Genomic DNA, 19,173 nt, shown 5'->3' with positions numbered 1-19,173 from the left:
TTTATTCTTTTAAGGTATACCACAAGAGATACATAAAGCAAGATTGAGAAGGCTAAAGATGTATAAATCTATAGAAACATTACTTGTCGAAATTCCAACCATCCGCCCGCATAAAATGGCGGTAGCGACAATGCAAACCCAAACATTAGTTTTGATCAAAATTGTCACAGAAGACGGTTTTACTGGCTGGGGTGAAGCAACAACGATTGGTGGTTTGGGCTACGGTGATGAAAGCCCAGAAAGTGTTAAAACCAATATTGAAACCTATTTTGCACCTTTATTAAAATCGCTTTCAGGTTTGAGTTTTGCTCAGACCATTCAAACCATAAAACGTAACATTAATGGCAACCGTTTTGCTAAATGTGCAATTCAAACTGCCCTGCTTGATATTCAAGCACAGCGCTTAGGTCTACCTTTAAGTGAAGTGTTGGGTGGCCGTTTACGTAATAGTGTTCCAGTACTCTGGGTTTTGGCATCTGGCGATACAGACAAAGATATTGCTGAAGCGAAAAAAATGATTGAGCTGAAACGTCATAACGTATTCAAACTTAAAATTGGTTCTCGTCCAGTTGAAGACGACGTTGCTCATGTTTTAGCAATTAAAAAAGCGTTGGGTTCTGACATTTCTATCCGTGTAGACGTGAATCGTGCATGGACAGAACTTCAAGCGATTAAAGGGATTCAACTTTTGCAAGATGGTGGCGTCGATCTAATCGAACAGCCATGTGCCATTGAAAATCTTGATGCAATGCAGCGCTTAACCCGTCGTTTTGATATTGCCATTATGGCAGACGAATCTTTATACGGTCCGCAAAGTGCTTATCAAATCGCACGTAATAATGGTGCATCGGTATTTGCCGTTAAAGTTGCCCAATCAGGTGGCCTGATTGAAGGTTGTGAAGTCGGGAAGATTGCCAAACTTGCAGGCATTGATCTGTATGGCGGTACGATGCTTGAAGGTCCAGTCGGTACGATTGCCTCAGCACATGTTTTCTCAACTTTTGAAAGCTTGGCCTATGGCACTGAATTATTCGGCCCATTGCTTTTAACGGAAGATATTTTAACAACCCCACTTCAATATCAAAACTATGAGTTGGTTTTACCAACTGTACCTGGTTTGGGGATCGAACTCGATTTAAACAAAATCGACAATCTACGTCGTCAGTAATTAAAGGAGATAAAGATGCTTTTCCAGGTACGTATGGATGTAAATATCCCGCTTGATATGCCAAGCGAAAAAGCCAATGAAATCAAAGCTGTTGAAAAGGCTTATTCACAGGACTTGCAACGCCAAGGTAAATGGCGTCATATTTGGCGTATCACTGGTCAATATTCGAACACCAGTATTTTTGATGTTGAAAGTAATGAAGAGTTGCACACTATTTTACAAGGTCTACCACTCTACCCTTATATGAATATGGAAATCATGCCACTCAACCGTCATCCTTCTTCAATTCGTGAAGATGACACCTGATCACTGGCACCGAAAAGTAGATTTCAATATTTACTTTTCACCCAAACGAATACAGTAAATGAATTAAACAAGGAATGTGGCAGCAAAGTTTTCTCCCTTTCAAAAGACCAGAAAACTAGCCACCCAAATATAGATTGCATACTTAAGGAGAATTAGTATGAACCGTCAACAAATTGATGCTCTCGTGAAAGAAATGAATGTCGATACAGCAACAGGTCCTGTGGATGCGCGTGTACAACAAATTGTCGTGCGTTTAGTCGGTGATCTATTCCAAGCGATTGAAGACCTTGATATCTCACAATCAGAATTGTGGAAAGGTCTTGAGTATTTCACTGACGCAGGTCAAGCCAACGAACTGGGTCTTTTGGCGGCTGGTTTAGGTCTTGAACATTACCTTGATCTACGTGCAGACGAAGCTGATGCTAAAGCAGGGATTACGGGTGGTACACCACGTACGATCGAAGGTCCACTTTATGTGGCAGGTGCACCTGAATCAGTCGGTTTTACCCGTATGGATGATGGTTCTGAAACAGATAAAATCCCGACGTTGTTTATTGAAGGGACTGTCAAGGATACGCAAGGGAATATCATCGAAGGTGCTAAAGTTGAAATTTGGCATGCGAACAGTTTAGGTAACTATTCATTCTTTGATAAGTCGCAGTCTGACTTCAACTTACGTCGTACAGTATTAACAGATACTGCAGGTCAATATGTTGCTCAAACGACGATGCCTGTAGGTTATGGTTGTCCTCCACAAGGAACAACGCAGTTTGTACTAGACAAATTAGGTCGTCATGGTAACCGTCCATCTCATGTACATTACTTTGTTTCTGCACCGGGTTATCGGAAGTTAACGACGCAATTCAATATTGAAGGCGACCAGTATCTTTGGGATGACTTCGCATTTGCAACACGTGATGGTTTAGTGGCTACAGCTGAAGATGTTACGGATGAAGCTGAGATCGCACGTCGTGGTTTAGACAAACCATTCAAACATATTCAGTTCAATGTTGAACTGAACAAAGATGTAGACGCTGCACCTAGCTCTGAAGTTGAACGTCGTCGCGTTAGCGCTTAATACACTTATGATAAGTCACCCAGATGTCAATTTAATGACATCTGGGTGACTTTCCCAAAATTTGGAAAGTCGGAGAACGGACATGCCTCGTATTCCAGTAATTAATACTAGCCACCTTGATCGCATTGATGAACTTTTAGTTGATGACTTCGAGACTGGTGAATTTAAACTTCATCGCTCTGTATTTACAGATCAATCCCTCTTTGACTTAGAGATGAAATATATCTTTGAAGGCAACTGGGTCTACTTGGCACATGAAAGCCAAATTCCAAACAATAATGATTACTACACCACTTACATGGGTCGCCAGCCTGTTGTGATTGCACGAAATCGTGCGGGTGAACTCAATGCAATGATCAATGCATGTTCACATCGTGGCGCGCAACTTTGCCGTCATAAGCGTGGTAACAAAGCAACGTATACCTGCCCATTCCATGGTTGGACTTTTAATAATTCTGGTAAATTATTAAAAGTGAAAGACCCTGCTGAAGCGGGATATTCAGATTGTTTTAACAAAGACGGTTCCCACGATCTTAAAAAAGTGGCTCGTTTTGAAAGCTACAAAGGTTTCCTATTTGGTAGCTTAAACCCAGATGTGCCTTCATTAGAAGAATTCTTGGGTGAAACCACCAAAATCATCGACATGATTGTAGATCAGTCAGATCAAGGCCTAGAAGTTTTACGTGGTACATCATCATATACTTTTGATGGAAACTGGAAACTGACGGCTGAAAATGGTGCTGATGGTTACCATGTTTCTGCTGTTCACTGGAACTATGCTGCAACGACTCAACACCGTAAAGAAGCTCAAGCAGAAGATAACATTCGTGCGATGAGTGCGGGTTCTTGGGGTAAACAAGGCGGTGGTTCATACGGCTTTGAAAATGGTCATATGTTGCTTTGGACACAATGGGCAAACCCAGAAGACCGTCCAAACTTCCCTAAAGCCGAAGAATATACCGAAAAATTCGGTGCACCGATGTCTAAATGGATGATCGAGCGTTCACGTAATTTGTGCCTATATCCAAATGTTTACTTTATGGATCAATTCGGTTCGCAAATTCGTGTGGTTCGCCCTATTTCAGTCGATAAGTCAGAAGTGACGATTTACTGTATTGCACCAGTTGGTGAAGACAAAGAAGCACGTAGCCGTCGTATTCGTCAATATGAAGATTTCTTTAATGCTTCAGGTATGGCAACGCCAGATGACTTAGAAGAGTTCCGTGCTTGCCAAGCAGGTTATGCGGGTATTGCGCTTGAATGGAATGACATGTGTCGTGGTTCTAAACATTGGATTCAAGGCCCAGATGAAGCTGCCAATGAAATTGGCTTAAACCCTGCAATTAGCTGTATTAAAACAGAAGATGAAGGTTTATATCTAGCTCAGCATGCTTATTGGCTGAAAGAAATGAAAAAAGCCATTGTTGCTGAAAAAGAACTTGTTGCAACTGAAGGAGAAAACGCATGAGCGCAATAACTTTAGAAAATATTGCTCAATTTCTCTATAAAGAAGCTCGTTTTCTTGATGATGAACAATGGGATGATTGGGTACAGTGCTACGCACCTTCAGCAGAATTCTGGATGCCGTCATGGGATGACTATGACAAATTAACAGAAGATCCACAGTCTGAAATTTCGTTGATTTACTATCCAGATCGTCAAGGTTTAGAAGACCGGGTGTTCCGTATTAAAACGGAACGTTCTTCAGCAACCATGCCAGATACGCGCACCACCCACAACTTAAGTAATATCGAAATTGTGGAACAAAATGGTGATTTAGTCACAGTTCGTTTCAACTGGAATACTTTAAGTTTCCGTTATAAAACCAACTACAGCTACTTTGGTATGTCACGTTATATCATCGATTTTTCTGGTCCAGAGCCAAAAATTTTGAATAAATATGTGGTACTCAAAAATGATTATATCAATCAAGTTATTGATATTTATCACTTGTAATAACACAGAACTTCTTCAGCCAAATGGAAAATTGGCTGAAGAATAACACCAGTTTTAAATATTTATAGGACTTTAGCCATGTCAAACCTAAATGTTGCACTTCAATTTGAAGATGGCGTAACACGTTTTATCAGCGTCATTCAAGGCGAAACTTTATCTGACGCTGCATACCGTCAAAAAATCAATATTCCTTTGGACTGTCGTGATGGAGCTTGCGGAACGTGTCGTGCATACTGTGAATCAGGTTCGTTTGACATGCCTGAAGAAATGTATATTGAAGATGCGTTAACACCAGAGGAAGCTGCGGAAGGTTATATTTTAGCGTGCCAATGCCGCCCGACTTCTGATGCAGTTTTCCAAATTCAAGCGTCATCTGAAGTGTGTAAAACAGAAATTCATCAGTTCCAAGGCACACTTGAACATGTTGAAAAATTATCAGATTCGACCATCACTTTCGATATTCAACTGGATGAAGGTCAACCTAATATTCATTTCCTCGCGGGCCAATATGTCAATGTTGGACTACCAGGAACAACTGAAACACGTTCTTATTCATTCAGTTCAAAACCGGGTAATCGTTTAACCAGCTTTGTGGTACGTAACGTGCCAAATGGTAAAATGAGTGAGTTTTTGAGCGCGACTGCTAAAGCCGGCGATAAGATGACATTCGCAGGTCCATTTGGTAGCTTCTATTTACGCCCTGTAAATCGTCCAGTTCTGATGTTGGCTGGTGGTACAGGTATTGCACCATTTATGTCTATGCTACAAGTACTAGAAGAGAAAGGTTCAGATCATCCAGTACGTTTAGTCTTTGGTGTAACCAATGATTTTGACTTGATTGCGATTGAAAAGTTAAACGAACTACAAGAAAAATTCTCTTGGTTTGAATACCGTACCGTGGTTGCTAGTCCAGAATCTGCACATGAACGCAAAGGTTATGTAACAGGTCATGTTGACAATGACTGGTTAAATGCAGGTGATGTAGACATCTATCTGTGTGGTCCAGTATTGATGGTTGAAGCTGTACGTGGTTGGTTAGATGCAGAAGGCATTAAACCTGCAAGCTTCTTGTTTGAAAAATTCTCTGCTAACTAAATTAAGGGAATTATTCAAATGTCTGATCGTCAAAGATTTAAAAATAAAGTCGTGATTGTGACGGGTGCCGCTCAAGGCATCGGTCGCGGTGTTGCACTTCAAGTAGCATCGGAAGGTGCTCAAGTCATCATGGCAGATTTGTCCGAATATGTAGCTGAAGTACTGACTGAAATTAAAACCGCTGGTGGTGATGCAGTTACGATTAATGCTGACCTAGAAACCTTTGCAGGCGCACAATCAGTCGTTGAAAAAGCCATTGCAACTTACGGCCGTGTCGATGTGCTGATTAACAATGTGGGTGGTGCAATTTGGATGAAACCATTCCAAGAATTTTCTGAACAGGAAATTATCAAGGAAGTAAATCGTTCATTGTTTCCAACCATGTGGTGCTGCCGTGCAGTTTTACCTGAAATGATTAAAAATCAAAAAGGTACGATTGTAAATGTATCGTCTATTGCAACTCGTGGCATCAATCGCGTTCCTTATTCAGCTTCTAAAGGCGGAGTAAACGGTCTGACTGCTGCCCTTGCCTTTGAACATGCACAAGATGGCATTCGTGTTAACGCAGTCGCGACAGGTGGAACCGAAGCGCCACCACGTAAAGTTCCACGTAATGCCAATCCTCTTACTGAAAATGAAAAAAATTGGATGCAAGAAGTGGTAGATCAAACCATTGACCGCACGTTCCTCGGCCGTTACGGTACGATTCAAGAACAAGTCAATGCGATTGTATTTCTTGCTTCTGATGAATCCTCATATATCACAGGAACAGTTGTACCTGTAGGTGGTGGTGATCAGGGTTAAACCTGACCGCTCTTTAGATTAACAGGATCATTGAATTCTACGCATGGAGGCAATAGCGCAATGGTAACCCTGTTCAAAACGTTAAAAAATGATTGGTCCATTTCAGCAACTGTCGCAGGATTTTTGGCGGTGCTGATTTCTTATTCTGGCCCACTCATTATTTTTTTCCAAGCGGCACAAAAAGCGCAAGTTTCCAATACCATGATGATTTCATGGATATGGGGAATTTCAATTGGTGCCGCAATTGCAGGGATTTTTCTCTCCATCAAGTACAAAGTTCCAGTCATTACCGCTTGGTCGGCGCCTGGAACTGCCTTATTGGTCACTTTATTTCCAAATATTTCTTTAAATGAAGCTGTAGCAGCCTATATCACTTCTGCTGTGGTTATTTTTTTGATTGGCATTACAGGCTATTTCGATAAACTTTTAAAATGGATTCCCCAAGATGTCGCAGCTGGCATGATGGCCGGAATCCTTTTTCAGTTTGGTTTAGGACTTTTTACGGCAACAGATACTATGCCGGTGATTGTTTTTGGGATGTTGCTGGTATTTTTGGTGGCTAAACGTTTTACACCACGTTATGCCATGGTATGGGTACTGGTTTCTGGCGTATTGCTCAGTTTATTTTTAGGTCAAATGAATCCTGTAAATGTAAATTTTGCTCTTGCTATCCCACAATTTATTGCACCTGAATGGACCTGGAATTCAACCTTGAATTTGGCTATTCCCCTCATTTTAGTTAGCTTATCAGGTCAATTCTTGCCGGGCATGGCCATCATGAAACTTAGTGGTTATGACACACCGGCAAAACCAATTATTACTGCCACCAGTATTGCTTCTTTAGCAGTGGCATGTGTCGGTGGTATTACCATTGTTCTGGCCTCAATTACTGCTGCGTTATGCATGGGTAAAGATGCGCATGAACTGAAAGAAAAACGCTATATCGCCGGTATTGCCAACGGTATTTTTTATATTTTAGGGGGTTTATTTGCAGGCAGTATCGTCATGCTGTTTAGCTTATTGCCTAAAGAATTGATTGCAGCCTTAGCAGGTCTTGCTTTATTAGGCGCTATCGCCACCAACATTTCAGTCGCGATGAAAAATGAATCTCATCGCGAAGCAGCTCTAATTACCTTCCTAGCTACGGCTTCAGGTATGCAGTTTTTAGGGCTCAGTTCCGTATTTTGGGGTATTTGTATTGGTGTAATTGCACATTTAGTTCTCACTAAACGTGAATGTAACACGCCCAATCCATCCTCAAGTCAAAGTTCCAAAAATTAATGAGCCAATCACTGTCTAGGAAACATTATGATAGATAAAAGCACTGCTTCATTACGTGAAGCCCTCTCCCAAATCAAAGACGGCTCCACCATCATGATTGGTGGTTTCGGTACCGCAGGACAGCCCGCTGAACTGATCGATGGTCTCATCGAACTCGGGATTAAAGATCTCATTATTGTCAACAACAATGCCGGTAATGGCGATTATGGTTTAGCGAAACTGCTTAAAGCAGGCGCAGTCCGTAAAATCATCTGTTCTTTCCCTCGTCAATCCGACTCCTATGTATTCGATGAAATTTATCGTGCCGGTAAAATTGAACTCGAACTTGTGCCGCAAGGTAACCTCGCGTGTCGTATTCAAGCCGCAGGCATGGGCTTAGGTCCCATTTACACCCCAACTGGTTTTGGTACGTTATTGGCTGAAGGCAAACCCACCCTTAACTATGAAGGCAAAGATTTTGTGTTGGAAAATCCAATCAAAGCCGATTTTGCACTGATTAAAGCCCATCAAGGCGATCGTTGGGGGAACTTGGTCTATAACAAATCTGCACGTAACTTTGGCCCGATCATGGCCATGGCCGCGGATGTCACCATTGCACAAGTATCCGAAGTGGTTGAACTGGGGGCTTTAGACCCAGAACACATCATCACCCCAGGTATTTTTGTCCAGCACGTGGTGGCTGTCGGCAAAAAACAACTTGAACAATCTGCTTAAGACGTGAGGATTTAACCATGAGCTATACCAAACTATCCCGCGATCAAATTGCAGAACGTGTGGCGCAAGATATTCCAGATGGGGCCTATGTCAATTTAGGCATTGGTTTACCGACCAAGATTTCCAACTATTTACCCTCAGACAAAGATGTGTTCTTACATTCTGAAAATGGCTTATTGGCCTTTGGTCCACCCCCTGCCAAAGGTGAAGAAGATCCAGAACTAATCAATGCTGGTAAAGAATTCGTCACCTTGCTACAAGGCGGTTCTTATTTCCATCATGGCGATTCCTTCGCGATGATGCGTGGTGGGCATCTTGATATTTGTGTACTGGGCGCTTTCCAAGTGGCTGAAAATGGTGATTTGGCCAATTGGCATACCGGTGCCCCTGATGCGATTCCTGCGGTCGGCGGTGCCATGGACTTAGCGGTGGGTTCGAAAAAAGTTTTTGTCACCACAGATCATGTGACCAAAAAAGGCGAGCCGAAGATTGTGGCTGAGTTGGCGTATCCCGCGACTGGGTTAAAGTGTGTCGATCGTATTTATACGGATCTGTGTGTGATTGATGTTACACCTGAAGGGATGAAAGTCATTGAAAAAGTGGCAGGGCTATCTTTTGAAGAATTGCAAGCGGTCACGGGTGCCAAACTGATTGATGCCACTGCAACTCACGCTTAAGTCTTAAAGTATTCTGGAAGATCACTGTAATGAAAAATGCTTATATTATCGATGCCATTCGTACCCCTTTTGGTCGTTATGCGGGGGGCTTAGCCCCAGTACGTACCGATGACTTGGGTGCTGTACCGATTAAAGCCCTGATGCAACGTAATCCCGCTGTGAACTGGGAATTGGTGGATGATGTGATTTACGGCTGTGCCAATCAAGCCGGTGAAGACAACCGTAATGTGGGTCGTATGTCGGCTTTACTCGCAGGTGTCCCGTATCAAGTGCCTGCAACCACAGTCAATCGTCTGTGTGGGTCATCCCTCGATGCTGTAGCGATGGCAGCACGTGCCATTAAAGCGGGTGAAGCAGATCTGATTATTGCCGGTGGTGTGGAAAGCATGAGTCGTGCACCCTTGGTGATGGGTAAATCTGAAGGTGCGTATGGCCGTGCTCAGAAACTTGAAGACACCACCATGGGCTGGCGTTTTATCAATCCGAAGTTAAAAGAGATGTATGGTGTCGAGACCATGCCACAAACGGCTGAAAATGTGGCAACACAGTTCAACATCAACCGTGCTGATCAAGATCAGTTTGCCTTAAGTAGTCAACAGCGCACCGCAGCTGCTCAAGCGCGTGGTTTCTTCGATAAAGAAATCATTCCTGTGACGATTCCACAGCGTAAAGGTGAGCCTGTGGTTATTGCTCAAGATGAACATCCACGTGCCACAACGATTGAAGCGTTAACCAAATTGAAACCTGTGGTGAAAGCGGAAGGTTCTGTAACGGCAGGCAATGCTTCAGGGATTAATGATGGTGCAGCTGCATTACTGATTGCATCGGATGATGCGATTGAAAAGTATGGCTTGAAAGCACGTGCCAAAATTATTGGTGCAACGACTGTGGGCATTGAACCACGGATTATGGGCTTTGCACCTGCACCTGCGATCAAGAAATTACTGGCACAAACCGGTTTAACGCTTGAGCAGATGGATGTGATTGAGCTGAATGAAGCATTTGCAGCACAAGCATTGGCTGTCACGCGTGACCTCGGTTTGGCTGATGGTGCAGAGCATGTTAATCCAAATGGTGGTGCGATTGCGTTAGGTCATCCACTGGGTGCCTCGGGTGCGCGTTTGGTCACCACGGCACTAAACCAACTTGAAGCCACGGGTGGAACTTACGCCTTGTGTTCGATGTGTATCGGGGTCGGTCAAGGCATCGCTCTCATTATTCAACGTGTTTAGGTAAAATACCTTTCTAAAATCCTTCTTGCTTATGCAGCTGATTTGACCATTTATTTATCTTAATAATAAGGTTTAAATTTTTTGCTCAGGAAGGATGAAGAAGGGATAAAAAATACAAGGAATTTTATGCCAACTTTTAGTTCAAATCATGCTGAAATTAATTATCAGACCTTTGGTGATTCTGCCAAACCTGCGCTAATTTTTTCAAATTCTTTAGGTACTAATTTTTCGATGTGGAAACCACAAATTGATCATTTTCAACATGATTATTTCGTAGTTTGCTATGACACGCGTGGTCACGGCGCATCGAGCGCACCTCAAGGCCCTTACACACTTGAGCAGCTTGGACAAGACGTTGTTCAGCTTCTAGATCATCTCAACATTGAAAAAGCAACGTTCTGCGGTATTTCTATGGGGGGTTTAACCGGTCAATGGTTAGCCATTCATCAACCAGAACGTTTTAATCAAGTGATTGTCTGCAACACTGCTGCAAAAATTGGTCAAGAACAAGCGTGGAACGATCGTGCTGCATTAGTGCGCGAACAAGGTTTACAACCGATTGCTTCGACTGCTGCTTCGCGCTGGTTTACCACTGGGTTTATTCAGCGTGATGCGGCCTTGGTTGAAAAGCTCCAAAATAATTTGGCAGCTGGAAGTGCGGAAGGTTACGCAAGTTGCTGTGAAGCTCTATCTCAAGCAGATTTACGTGAACAGCTTAAAGATATTAAGGTGCCTGTACTGGTTGTAGCAGGTCAGCAAGATCCTGTTACGACTGTGGCCGATGCTGAATTTATGATTGAACGCATTCCAAACAGTAAAATGTCTGAAATTAACGCTTCGCATATATCAAACATTGAATTACCAAATGAATTTAATCAAATTATTCAACAATTCATGGCTTAAATCTTAAAACCTTAGATTTTTCAGCCTTACCTAAGTTGTAGGGCTGTTTAAATAATTGACTACAATAGTTTATGAAACAATAAAATGCTGAAAAGTACTGCGAACCATTTTATTATTTGTTCGAAAAAAAATAGTTTCAATTTCAAATTTATTGAGTACTTATTCATCAGGATTAATTATACATCAGTATATTGACCTTCTTATTTCAATTTTTATCTATTTGAATAATGGAATTAAATTCAATATTTTGCTATATATAAAATATGCCGTTGAAATCTGTTTTGGAATATTGCAATGAATATAGTACGCCAACAAAATTTTCAATTACGTAAAGAGAAAATTTTAGCGATGGCAGAAACCCTGTTACTAGATAATAATCAAGATATTACTTTAAGCGAATTGGCGTCTGAACTGGATATTGCAAAAGGCACAATTTATAAACATTTTAAAAGTAAAAATCAACTTTATTTAGAACTGATTATTTTAAATGAGAAAAAATTATTAGAAATTTCCAAAAAATATAATCACAACATTAAAACTTATCTTTCACAATACATGCTCTTTCACATGTTAAATTCCAATCGCACTATTTTACTGCACGTGATTGAAGAGCGTTTAACCAATAATGAAAAGAACCTAAAAGAATCTTTTGATGAACTTTACCAAATTCGTGAAGCGCGTATTCTTGAAATTAAAGACATGACTTCTGACTATTTAAAATCTTTAGACAGTGCAATGTCGATCCGTGATTATTTGTCTTATATTTGGATGGTCACACATGGTGCATGTTTATTATTAAATTCAACACATTATCAAAAATCAATTGGTTCACGTGAACGTTTAATCACACTCTGCATTAATCAAGCGCTTTTAACACCAGATAAATCATCTTCGATTGAATAATATGGTATATGAATAAAAAATGAGCTAGAGATCTTCATTTGATTCTGAATGATCATTTGCTTCACTAATTTGACTAAATAAGTCATAACACATTTGGCGCAACCACTGATGACTGGTTTTATGATGACAAGACATATGCCAGTATTGTTTTACTGCATAAGTTGGAAAAATAATCGGAGCATCAAAAAACTGTAAATTTCCACGTGATAATAAAACTTCACTTAAATAATAAGGCACAGTGGCAATTGCATCCGTTTCTTGAACCACCAGACCAACACCTAAATAACTTGGTAATCGCATTAAAATATTACGGTTTAATTGTAAATTCAATAATTCATTTTCAATATGGTAATGCCCCATTCCCGCATCAATATCAATATGCGATTCATGAATATACTGCTCTACCGTTAACTTATTTTGGCTCAAACGTGGATGATTCTTTGACGCAATCACCACATAATATTGTTCAAATAATTTTTGTTGATAAAATCCATTTTCTAAATGAGGTAAAAAACCGATGGCGAGATCAATTTCTCCATTGGCCATTTGATAACTGGTTTCAGAAGTAATTGCACGTACACTTAAACGCACATGGGGCGCGTATTTTTTTAAATACTGAGAAATTTTAGGCAATAACACCAAATGTGATACATCTGTCATGGCAATGGTGAACATTTGCTGTGAACTTGATTGGTCAAAATGAACGGTAAAATTATTAATATTTTCGATTTTACTGAGTGCTTCACTGATCAGTGGAAACAATTGTTTAGACAGCTCTGTAGGCACCATCTCATTACCAATTCTTAAAAAAAGTGGATCATGATAGTGTTGTCTGATTTTATTTAATATATTACTCACCGTCGGTTGACTCATCGACAGATATTCTGCGGCAACAGAGACACTCTTATATTTGTAAATATAAAGAAAAACACTGAGTAATTTACAATCAAGTTCAAACACCAATTTTAAATCCTATTTTCCATTTGGATAATTACAATCTATCATCTGCTTTTTGAGCTGTATTTCCAATACTCTTTTTAACCTAAAAATAAAAATAGAACAAAAAACAGTTTGGCTTAAATTCAAATGTTGTTTATTTAGGCCAAACTCTTCGTGACTAAAAAATTAATCTGCAGAAATATCTTCAAATAAAACTGAAGATAAATAACGTTCACCTGCATCAGGTAAAATCACCACAATCGTTTTACCTGCATTTTCTGGACGATTCGCTAACTGCGCAGCTGCTGCCATTGCAGCGCCACTTGAAATACCCACTAAAATACCTTCTTGAGTTGCTGTCTGACGTGCCCACTGGATTGCTTCCGCACTTTCGATCGCAATCACTTCATCCACCAAATCTAGGTCCAAGTTTTTAGGAATAAAATTTGCCCCAATGCCTTGAATTTTATGTGGTGCAGGCGTGATGGACTCCCCTCGTTTAGTTTGTCCAATAATAGGAGATTCGGCAGGTTCAACGGCCACAGAATACAAAGCTTGGTTTTTTACTTGTTTAAAATAACGTGAAATACCAGAAATTGTCCCGCCGGTGCCCACGCCTGCAACTAAAATATCCACTTTGCCGCCTGTAGCTTCCCAAATTTCAGGACCGGTTGTTTGCTCATGAATTTTAGGGTTTGCAGGATTTTCAAACTGTTGAGGTAAATAATATAAATCTGGCTGTTCCGTAGCTAAACGAGCAGCTTCATCTACCGCACCTTTCATTCCTTTGGCAGGTTCAGTCAAAATCAGATGTGCACCAAAGGCTTTTAATACTTTTCGACGTTCAATACTCATACTGGCAGGCATAGTTAACGTCAGGTCATAACCTTTGGCAGCAGCCACAAAAGCCAATGCAATGCCCGTATTACCACTGGTCGGTTCGACAATGCGCATACCCGATTTCAGTAAGCCTTTTTCTTCGGCATCTGAAATTAAAGCAGCGCCAATTCGACATTTTACTGAAAATGCAGGATTACGACTTTCGATTTTTGCCAATACCGTTGCTGAAGAAGAAATCACGCGATTAATACGAATTAATGGCGTGTTTCCTATAGATTCAGCATTATTGGCATACACGGCAATCCCTAAATTATGGGGGGTGGGAAACGCAGAATCTGTTGTCATTTTCACTCCTTGAGTGCTGTTTTGAATTTTAAAGTATAGGTTTTATCATAAGTCATTTAAACCCGAAAAATATAGGTTTCTCTTTTCATTTTGTTGAACCAAGAACCCTTTTAAATGCATTTAAAAAACAAAAAAATGAAAACATTTGATGTTGTTTTTCTTAAAACGTTACAACTTAAATCCGTTATTTATGATCAATAAGGTTTGTATTTTTTCTTCTTATTGCACACAATATCAATCAAATGATCAATGATTTAGAGAATACAATGTCTGATAAGGGTTATCGTCAATTCTATCGTCAGTTTACGCAAAAAGTTTTAGATAAAATCGTGAGCCCTCAAGTTTTAGGCAATACCACTGAATTAGAAAATAATTTTAATAATGCTTCAGATAAAAAAATCATCTGTTATGTTCTTCAAGATGCTTCTTTAAGTAATACCGTGCTGATTGATACAGAAGCAAAAGCCCGTAAACTTCCTTCAGTTTTTGCCCCTTTGGTCGTTCAAGAATTAATTGAAGAAGATTCAATACTGGCTTTAAATGGTCCCCATAGTAAAAATGAGTCTTATCATTATTCGGCAAAACTCATTCGTTTAATCGAAATTTTAGAAAAATATCCTGAATACGATATTCAACTGGTTCCTGTTACTGTACTTTGGGGACGTTCACCTGAATATGAAGATTCATGGTTTAAAGCACTTTTCTCGGATGCATGGTCTACCCCATCCAAAATTAAGCAAGCTTTCAATATTTCACTCTATGGACGTGAAAATTATATCGAATTTCACAAACCATTGTCCTTGAAAGCCGCAATTGTCAAAGCAAAAACCGAATATCCAAACTTTGCTCCAGCCCATTCAGTGGTTAAAGAACTCAATACTAATTTCTATAAATATAAAGAAGCGATTTTAGGACCTGATCTTTCAGACCGTCGTAATCTTATTAATAAATTAATGAAAACTGAAACTGTACAAGATGCGATTCGCAAAGAAAGTATTGACTATAAAATAAGTATGTTTGAAGCGGAAAATCGCGCCAAAGGTTATTTGACCGAAGTGGTTTCAGATTTTTCCTATTCCACTTTACGTTTTGCAGAACTCGCGTTGACCAAGCTTTGGACACAACTTTATGACGGCATTGAAGTCCATAACTTTGATACTGTGCGTGAGTTGGCCAAAGATTATGAAATCGTTTATACACCCTGCCATCGTAGTCATATCGATTATTTATTGCTGTCTTATGTGATTTTTAACCGTGGTTTAATGGTCCCGCATATTGCAGCAGGAATTAATTTAAACCTCCCTGTTGTGGGTCAAATTATGCGCGGCGCAGGTGCGTATTTTATCCGTCGTACTTTTAGTGGAAATGAATTATATACTTCTGTATTTAAAGAATATTTACACAGCATGCTTTCACGTAATACACCTTTAGAATATTTTGTTGAAGGTGGACGCTCACGAACGGGTTTATTACTGCCACCTAAAAAAGGCATGCTTTCCATGACGGTACAAAGTCATTTACGCGGTGCAACCAAACCAATTGCTTTTATTCCAACTTACTTTGGTTATGAAAAACTGATTGAAGGAACTGCTTATTTAAATGAACTGAATGGTAAACCGAAAGAGGCAGAATCCATTTGGGGAATTTTAAGTTCAGCGCGTAAAATTGAAAAGGTATTTGGTCAAGTCCATGTCAACTTTGGTGAACCGATTTTCTTAGATCAAATTCTAACAACCCACCAAGCCAACCAAATCCAACTCAAGGTAAATGATGAATTACCGAAACCTGTCGTTGAAACCGTTAATGACGTGGCAAATTCAATCTTAGAAAATATTAATAAAGCTGTGGTAATTAACCCCATTTCATTGATTTCACTCATTTTACTCCATACTGATCAGCATGCCTTGAGTCATAAGGAATTAAAACAACAGATCATAGACTATCGACAATTATTAAAGCTCACGCAATATGACCCAAGAATGATGATGACTGAATTATCCAGTGCTGAAATCATCGAATATGCGATAAAACTTAAACAAGTCGAAAGTTTGAGTCAAAATAATGAACCTTGGATACGCGTAGCAGAAAGCCAAAAAATTCTTTTGAGTTACTTTAGCAATAATATTTTGCATTGTTTTATTTTGCCCGCATTAATCGCAACGCTCATCCAGTCTTATCAAAAAATGTCTTCTCACTTTTTAGCCGATAGCATTAAAAATATTTATCCGTTTTTCAAAGAAGAACTTTTCTTAAAATGGAATTTAGATGAATTAGATCATCAAATTACACTGACGGTAAAAAGTTTAGAACAGTTGGGCTGGATTAAAACGCAAGAGCAAAGCATTTCAATCGTAATTGATCCTTCATCAAATCAACACGTGCAAAATAGTCTTTCAACGCTTGCATCATTATGTCGTTCTAGTCTAAATAATATGATGATTATTGCCGCGTTACTTCAACAATATGCTTCTGATGAGTCATTAAATCTAAAAGCATTAGAAAATATGAGTAAAGCCGTATTGCAAAAACTGTCTCAGATGCAAAAAATTAAACTGGGCTATTACTTTGATAGTGCCACTTTAAAAAGCTTTATTTCAATTCTTAAACAGAATCAATTGATCAGTGTTGAACAGGACATTTTTATTCTACATCTCGATTTTGAAGATAAGATATCCGCTATTTTTAAAGGTTTTGATCAGAATATGTATCAAACCATACAGGAATCGGCTAATTTTAGTGAAAAAGAATTGAAAGTATTTAAACAAATGAATAAGAAGTCATTCGATTCGAAATGAGGTATATGCAGATATTTAGCTGAAATTAAATGCCTGACCTGTTTCTCAGTATTATTAAAATACATTTAATATCAGTTATTTATATTTTTAAAATCATTTGATTAAGATTTCTTAGCACTTTTTATGCATAATATATCTTAAATAGTGATTTAGTTTTAAGTAGGCCTGCTTTGAATACACGCTTAGTAAAGTTATTACCTGCTTGGCAGTGGCTTCAACACTATAATTCAGACAAATTTAAATCCGATATTTTGTCTGCCTTGATTGTGATTGCGATGTTGGTTCCTCAGGGCATGGCTTATGCCATGCTTGCAGGCTTACCCCCGATTATGGGCTTGTATGCCAGCATTTTACCGATGATCATTTATGCCATGGTCGGTGGCAGCCCTACACTCTCTATTGGTCCTGTTGCCATTATCTCCATGATGACTTTTGCAACTTTAAGCCCCTTATTTGAAGTCGGTTCTGCTGTATACATCGAAGCTGCTTGTTTACTTGCGTTGATGGTCGGTGTGATTTCTTTACTCTTGGGTGTTTTTAGATTCGGCTTTTTGATTCAACTGATTAGCCACCCCGTAATTAAAAGTTTTATTATTGCTTCTGCGGTACTGATTGCTTTAGGGCAATTTAAATTCTTGGTCGATATTCCCTTAAAAGCCAATAATATTCCTGAATTTTTATTGAGCATTTGGCAATATATTCGCTTTAGTAGTGTTGAAACCTTAATTTTTGGTATTTTGTCGTTACTCTTTCTCATTTTTATCCCAAAACTATTAAACACTCAATCTATGCAAAACTGGATAGGCAATACCGCTTTTATATCGAAGGCCTTACCACTCGTTTTGGTGGTTGTTTCTATTACAGCAGTGTACTTTTTCAATCTGAACGAAATTGGCATTAAAACCGTAGGCGAAATTCCCTCTGGTTTTCCACCTATTCGTATCCCTCACTGGAATGCCGAATTAATCTGGACCTTGTTACCAGGTGCGGCCATGATCGCCATGGTCAGCTTTGTAGAGTCACTTTCAATTGCACAAGCGACCGCATTACAACAGCGTAGCCAGTTAAACAGTAATCAAGAATTAGTGGCGTTAGGTTTATCAAATGTCAGTGCTGGCTTAAGTTCTGGCTTTCCTGTTACCGGTAGCTTATCGCGTACTGTGGTTAATGCAGATTCTGGTGCTAAAACACCTTTAGCAGGCGTTTTTTCTTCTTTATTAATCGTAATCGTCAGTTTATATTTTACTGATTTTTTCCGTGATTTACCGCTCGCGATTCTTGCTGCAACCATTATTGTTTCAATCTGGAAGTTAGTCGATTTCAAACCGTTTATTGAAACATGGCATTACTCTAAAGCTGATGGTATTGCGATGTGGATTACTTTTTTTGGCGTGGTGTGCATTGATATTTCGACGGGACTGGTCATTGGCATTATTTCAACGTTTATTCTGCTGCTCTGGCGTATCAGTCGTCCACATATTGCCGTCATTGGTTTACTTGAAGGCACGCAACATTTTAAAAATGTCCAACGGCATTCGGTATTAACCTCTTCGCGCGTGATTTCAATGCGGGTTGATGAAAACTTAAGTTTTTTAAATGCACATACTTTAAAAGGTTTTTTAATCAATACCATCAGCCAACATGTAGATTTAGAGCATGTGGTTATCAACTGTTCCAGTGTGAGTGCTATTGATTTTAGTGCTTTAGAAATGCTGGAAGATATAAATAATGAATTAATTAAACTGAATATCAAGTTGAACTTTTCTGAGGTCAAAGGCCCCGTAATGGATAAATTACAAGATTCAAAACTGCTGCAACATTTAAGTGGAAAAATTTATCTTACCCATTTTCAAGCAATGCAAGCACTTTCACCCGAGATGCTTTAGATACACCATGATCTCGATTTTTATGAATGATTAAACTTGAATGGCGTTATTCCATATAAAATGCTCAACAAGCTACTGTTGATCATAATTTTAAACGCCACTTTTCATGTTTTACCCTGTTAAAGTCTAAAATCGCGATTTAAAAAAAATTAAAATACAAAAATATCAACTTTAAAAATAAATACTTAGTTTTTATATAGAAATTAGTTTTTAGTCCTTATGCTTTTAGGTATAAAATGCCGACCATATTT

17 protein-coding genes are annotated in these 19,173 nt (G+C 39.3%); 15 read left to right on the top strand and 2 right to left on the bottom strand.

All coding sequences use genetic code 11. The annotated features are described in order from the left end of the window. Positions 1 to 58: 58 nt before the first annotated feature. The 13 genes from H0S58_RS05890 to H0S58_RS05830 all read left to right on the top strand — a co-directional run bounded on the left by H0S58_RS05890 (position 59) and on the right by H0S58_RS05830 (position 12,117). Positions 59 to 1,168 (top strand): muconate/chloromuconate family cycloisomerase, encoded by a 1,110-nt coding sequence (locus tag H0S58_RS05890; RefSeq protein ID WP_053577890.1) that lies wholly within the window; start codon positions 59 to 61, stop codon positions 1,166 to 1,168. 15 nt (positions 1,169 to 1,183) lie between these two features. Then, positions 1,184 to 1,474 carry a muconolactone Delta-isomerase gene (gene catC, locus H0S58_RS05885; protein ID WP_053577889.1) on the top strand — a complete coding sequence of 97 codons (291 nt, stop codon included), beginning with the start codon at positions 1,184 to 1,186 and terminating at the stop codon, positions 1,472 to 1,474. A 157-nt stretch (positions 1,475 to 1,631) separates the two neighbouring features. Further along, entirely contained in the window at positions 1,632 to 2,552 is a 921-nt protein-coding gene (gene catA, locus H0S58_RS05880; RefSeq protein WP_053577888.1) for a catechol 1,2-dioxygenase, read from the top strand. Positions 2,553 to 2,634: 82 nt separating this feature from the next. Continuing rightward, positions 2,635 to 4,020 (top strand): benzoate 1,2-dioxygenase large subunit, encoded by a 1,386-nt coding sequence (gene benA, locus H0S58_RS05875; RefSeq protein ID WP_053577887.1) that lies wholly within the window; start codon positions 2,635 to 2,637, stop codon positions 4,018 to 4,020. Beyond that, entirely contained in the window at positions 4,017 to 4,508 is a 492-nt protein-coding gene (gene benB / locus H0S58_RS05870; protein WP_053577886.1) for a benzoate 1,2-dioxygenase small subunit, read from the top strand. Before benA ends, benB begins: the two co-directional genes overlap by 4 nt. A 78-nt stretch (positions 4,509 to 4,586) precedes the next feature. Beyond that, positions 4,587 to 5,603: a benzoate 1,2-dioxygenase electron transfer component BenC gene (gene benC, locus H0S58_RS05865; RefSeq protein ID WP_092721203.1), complete on the top strand. Its 1,017-nt coding sequence runs from the start codon at positions 4,587 to 4,589 to the stop codon at positions 5,601 to 5,603. An 18-nt stretch (positions 5,604 to 5,621) separates the two neighbouring features. Then, complete coding sequence (gene benD / locus H0S58_RS05860; RefSeq protein ID WP_195727416.1) at positions 5,622 to 6,407, top strand: benzoate diol dehydrogenase BenD; 786 nt, start codon at positions 5,622 to 5,624, stop codon at positions 6,405 to 6,407. 60 nt (positions 6,408 to 6,467) lie between these two features. Then, the gene (gene benE, locus H0S58_RS05855) at positions 6,468 to 7,688 is read left to right on the top strand and encodes a benzoate/H(+) symporter BenE (protein ID WP_053577883.1); all 1,221 of its coding nucleotides are present in this window, start codon (positions 6,468 to 6,470) and stop codon (positions 7,686 to 7,688) included. A gap of 27 nt (positions 7,689 to 7,715) precedes the next feature. Further along, on the top strand, positions 7,716 to 8,402 hold the full coding sequence (locus H0S58_RS05850; RefSeq protein ID WP_053577882.1) for a 3-oxoacid CoA-transferase subunit A: 687 nt from the start codon (positions 7,716 to 7,718) through the stop codon (positions 8,400 to 8,402). 17 nt (positions 8,403 to 8,419) lie between these two features. Next, positions 8,420 to 9,079, top strand: coding sequence for a 3-oxoacid CoA-transferase subunit B (locus H0S58_RS05845; RefSeq protein ID WP_053577881.1), 660 nt, complete (start codon positions 8,420 to 8,422; stop codon positions 9,077 to 9,079). A 29-nt stretch (positions 9,080 to 9,108) separates the two neighbouring features. Continuing rightward, positions 9,109 to 10,311, top strand: a complete 1,203-nt coding sequence (pcaF, locus tag H0S58_RS05840; RefSeq protein WP_195727415.1) for a 3-oxoadipyl-CoA thiolase — start codon at positions 9,109 to 9,111, stop codon at positions 10,309 to 10,311. Between the two features lie 126 nt (positions 10,312 to 10,437). Beyond that, positions 10,438 to 11,214 carry a 3-oxoadipate enol-lactonase gene (gene pcaD / locus H0S58_RS05835; RefSeq protein ID WP_195727414.1) on the top strand — a complete coding sequence of 259 codons (777 nt, stop codon included), beginning with the start codon at positions 10,438 to 10,440 and terminating at the stop codon, positions 11,212 to 11,214. A gap of 294 nt (positions 11,215 to 11,508) precedes the next feature. Next, positions 11,509 to 12,117: a TetR/AcrR family transcriptional regulator gene (locus H0S58_RS05830; RefSeq protein WP_053577878.1), complete on the top strand. Its 609-nt coding sequence runs from the start codon at positions 11,509 to 11,511 to the stop codon at positions 12,115 to 12,117. A 24-nt stretch (positions 12,118 to 12,141) separates the two neighbouring features. Here the strand turns inward: H0S58_RS05830 and H0S58_RS05825 are convergent, their stop codons facing one another. Further along, complete coding sequence (locus H0S58_RS05825; protein ID WP_092720666.1) at positions 12,142 to 13,077, bottom strand: LysR family transcriptional regulator; 936 nt, start codon at positions 13,075 to 13,077, stop codon at positions 12,142 to 12,144. A gap of 165 nt (positions 13,078 to 13,242) precedes the next feature. Continuing rightward, positions 13,243 to 14,241 carry a cysteine synthase A gene (gene cysK, locus H0S58_RS05820; RefSeq protein ID WP_195727413.1) on the bottom strand — a complete coding sequence of 333 codons (999 nt, stop codon included), beginning with the start codon at positions 14,239 to 14,241 and terminating at the stop codon, positions 13,243 to 13,245. Between the two features lie 266 nt (positions 14,242 to 14,507). Here cysK and plsB point away from each other — a divergent pair, with 266 nt between their 5' ends. After that, the gene (gene plsB, locus H0S58_RS05815; RefSeq protein ID WP_195727412.1) at positions 14,508 to 17,036 is read left to right on the top strand and encodes a glycerol-3-phosphate 1-O-acyltransferase PlsB; all 2,529 of its coding nucleotides are present in this window, start codon (positions 14,508 to 14,510) and stop codon (positions 17,034 to 17,036) included. 170 nt (positions 17,037 to 17,206) lie between these two features. Continuing rightward, positions 17,207 to 18,922 carry a SulP family inorganic anion transporter gene (locus H0S58_RS05810; protein ID WP_195727411.1) on the top strand — a complete coding sequence of 572 codons (1,716 nt, stop codon included), beginning with the start codon at positions 17,207 to 17,209 and terminating at the stop codon, positions 18,920 to 18,922. Positions 18,923 to 19,173: the final 251 nt, after the last annotated feature.

It is taken from the genome of Acinetobacter sp. TTH0-4, assembly GCF_015602665.1.
GTDB lineage: Bacteria > Pseudomonadota > Gammaproteobacteria > Pseudomonadales > Moraxellaceae > Acinetobacter > Acinetobacter albensis.
This window is presented reverse-complemented; position numbering and strand designations above follow the sequence as displayed.

Bases quoted from the DNA above. Each gene is read 5' to 3' on its own strand.
- cysK (WP_195727413.1), bottom strand. From the start codon at position 14,241: ATGACAACAGATTCTGCGTTTCCCACCCCCCATAATTTAGGGATTGCC.
- H0S58_RS05890 (WP_053577890.1), top strand. From the start codon at position 59: ATGTATAAATCTATAGAAACATTACTTGTCGAAATTCCAACCATCCGC.
- H0S58_RS05830 (WP_053577878.1), top strand. From the start codon at position 11,509: ATGAATATAGTACGCCAACAAAATTTTCAATTACGTAAAGAGAAAATT.
- benD (WP_195727416.1), top strand. From the start codon at position 5,622: ATGTCTGATCGTCAAAGATTTAAAAATAAAGTCGTGATTGTGACGGGT.
- pcaF (WP_195727415.1), top strand. From the start codon at position 9,109: ATGAAAAATGCTTATATTATCGATGCCATTCGTACCCCTTTTGGTCGT.
- catC (WP_053577889.1), top strand. From the start codon at position 1,184: ATGCTTTTCCAGGTACGTATGGATGTAAATATCCCGCTTGATATGCCA.
- pcaD (WP_195727414.1), top strand. From the start codon at position 10,438: ATGCCAACTTTTAGTTCAAATCATGCTGAAATTAATTATCAGACCTTT.
- benB (WP_053577886.1), top strand. From the start codon at position 4,017: ATGAGCGCAATAACTTTAGAAAATATTGCTCAATTTCTCTATAAAGAA.
- benC (WP_092721203.1), top strand. From the start codon at position 4,587: ATGTCAAACCTAAATGTTGCACTTCAATTTGAAGATGGCGTAACACGT.
- H0S58_RS05850 (WP_053577882.1), top strand. From the start codon at position 7,716: ATGATAGATAAAAGCACTGCTTCATTACGTGAAGCCCTCTCCCAAATC.
- catA (WP_053577888.1), top strand. From the start codon at position 1,632: ATGAACCGTCAACAAATTGATGCTCTCGTGAAAGAAATGAATGTCGAT.
- plsB (WP_195727412.1), top strand. From the start codon at position 14,508: ATGTCTGATAAGGGTTATCGTCAATTCTATCGTCAGTTTACGCAAAAA.
- benA (WP_053577887.1), top strand. From the start codon at position 2,635: ATGCCTCGTATTCCAGTAATTAATACTAGCCACCTTGATCGCATTGAT.
- H0S58_RS05845 (WP_053577881.1), top strand. From the start codon at position 8,420: ATGAGCTATACCAAACTATCCCGCGATCAAATTGCAGAACGTGTGGCG.
- benE (WP_053577883.1), top strand. From the start codon at position 6,468: ATGGTAACCCTGTTCAAAACGTTAAAAAATGATTGGTCCATTTCAGCA.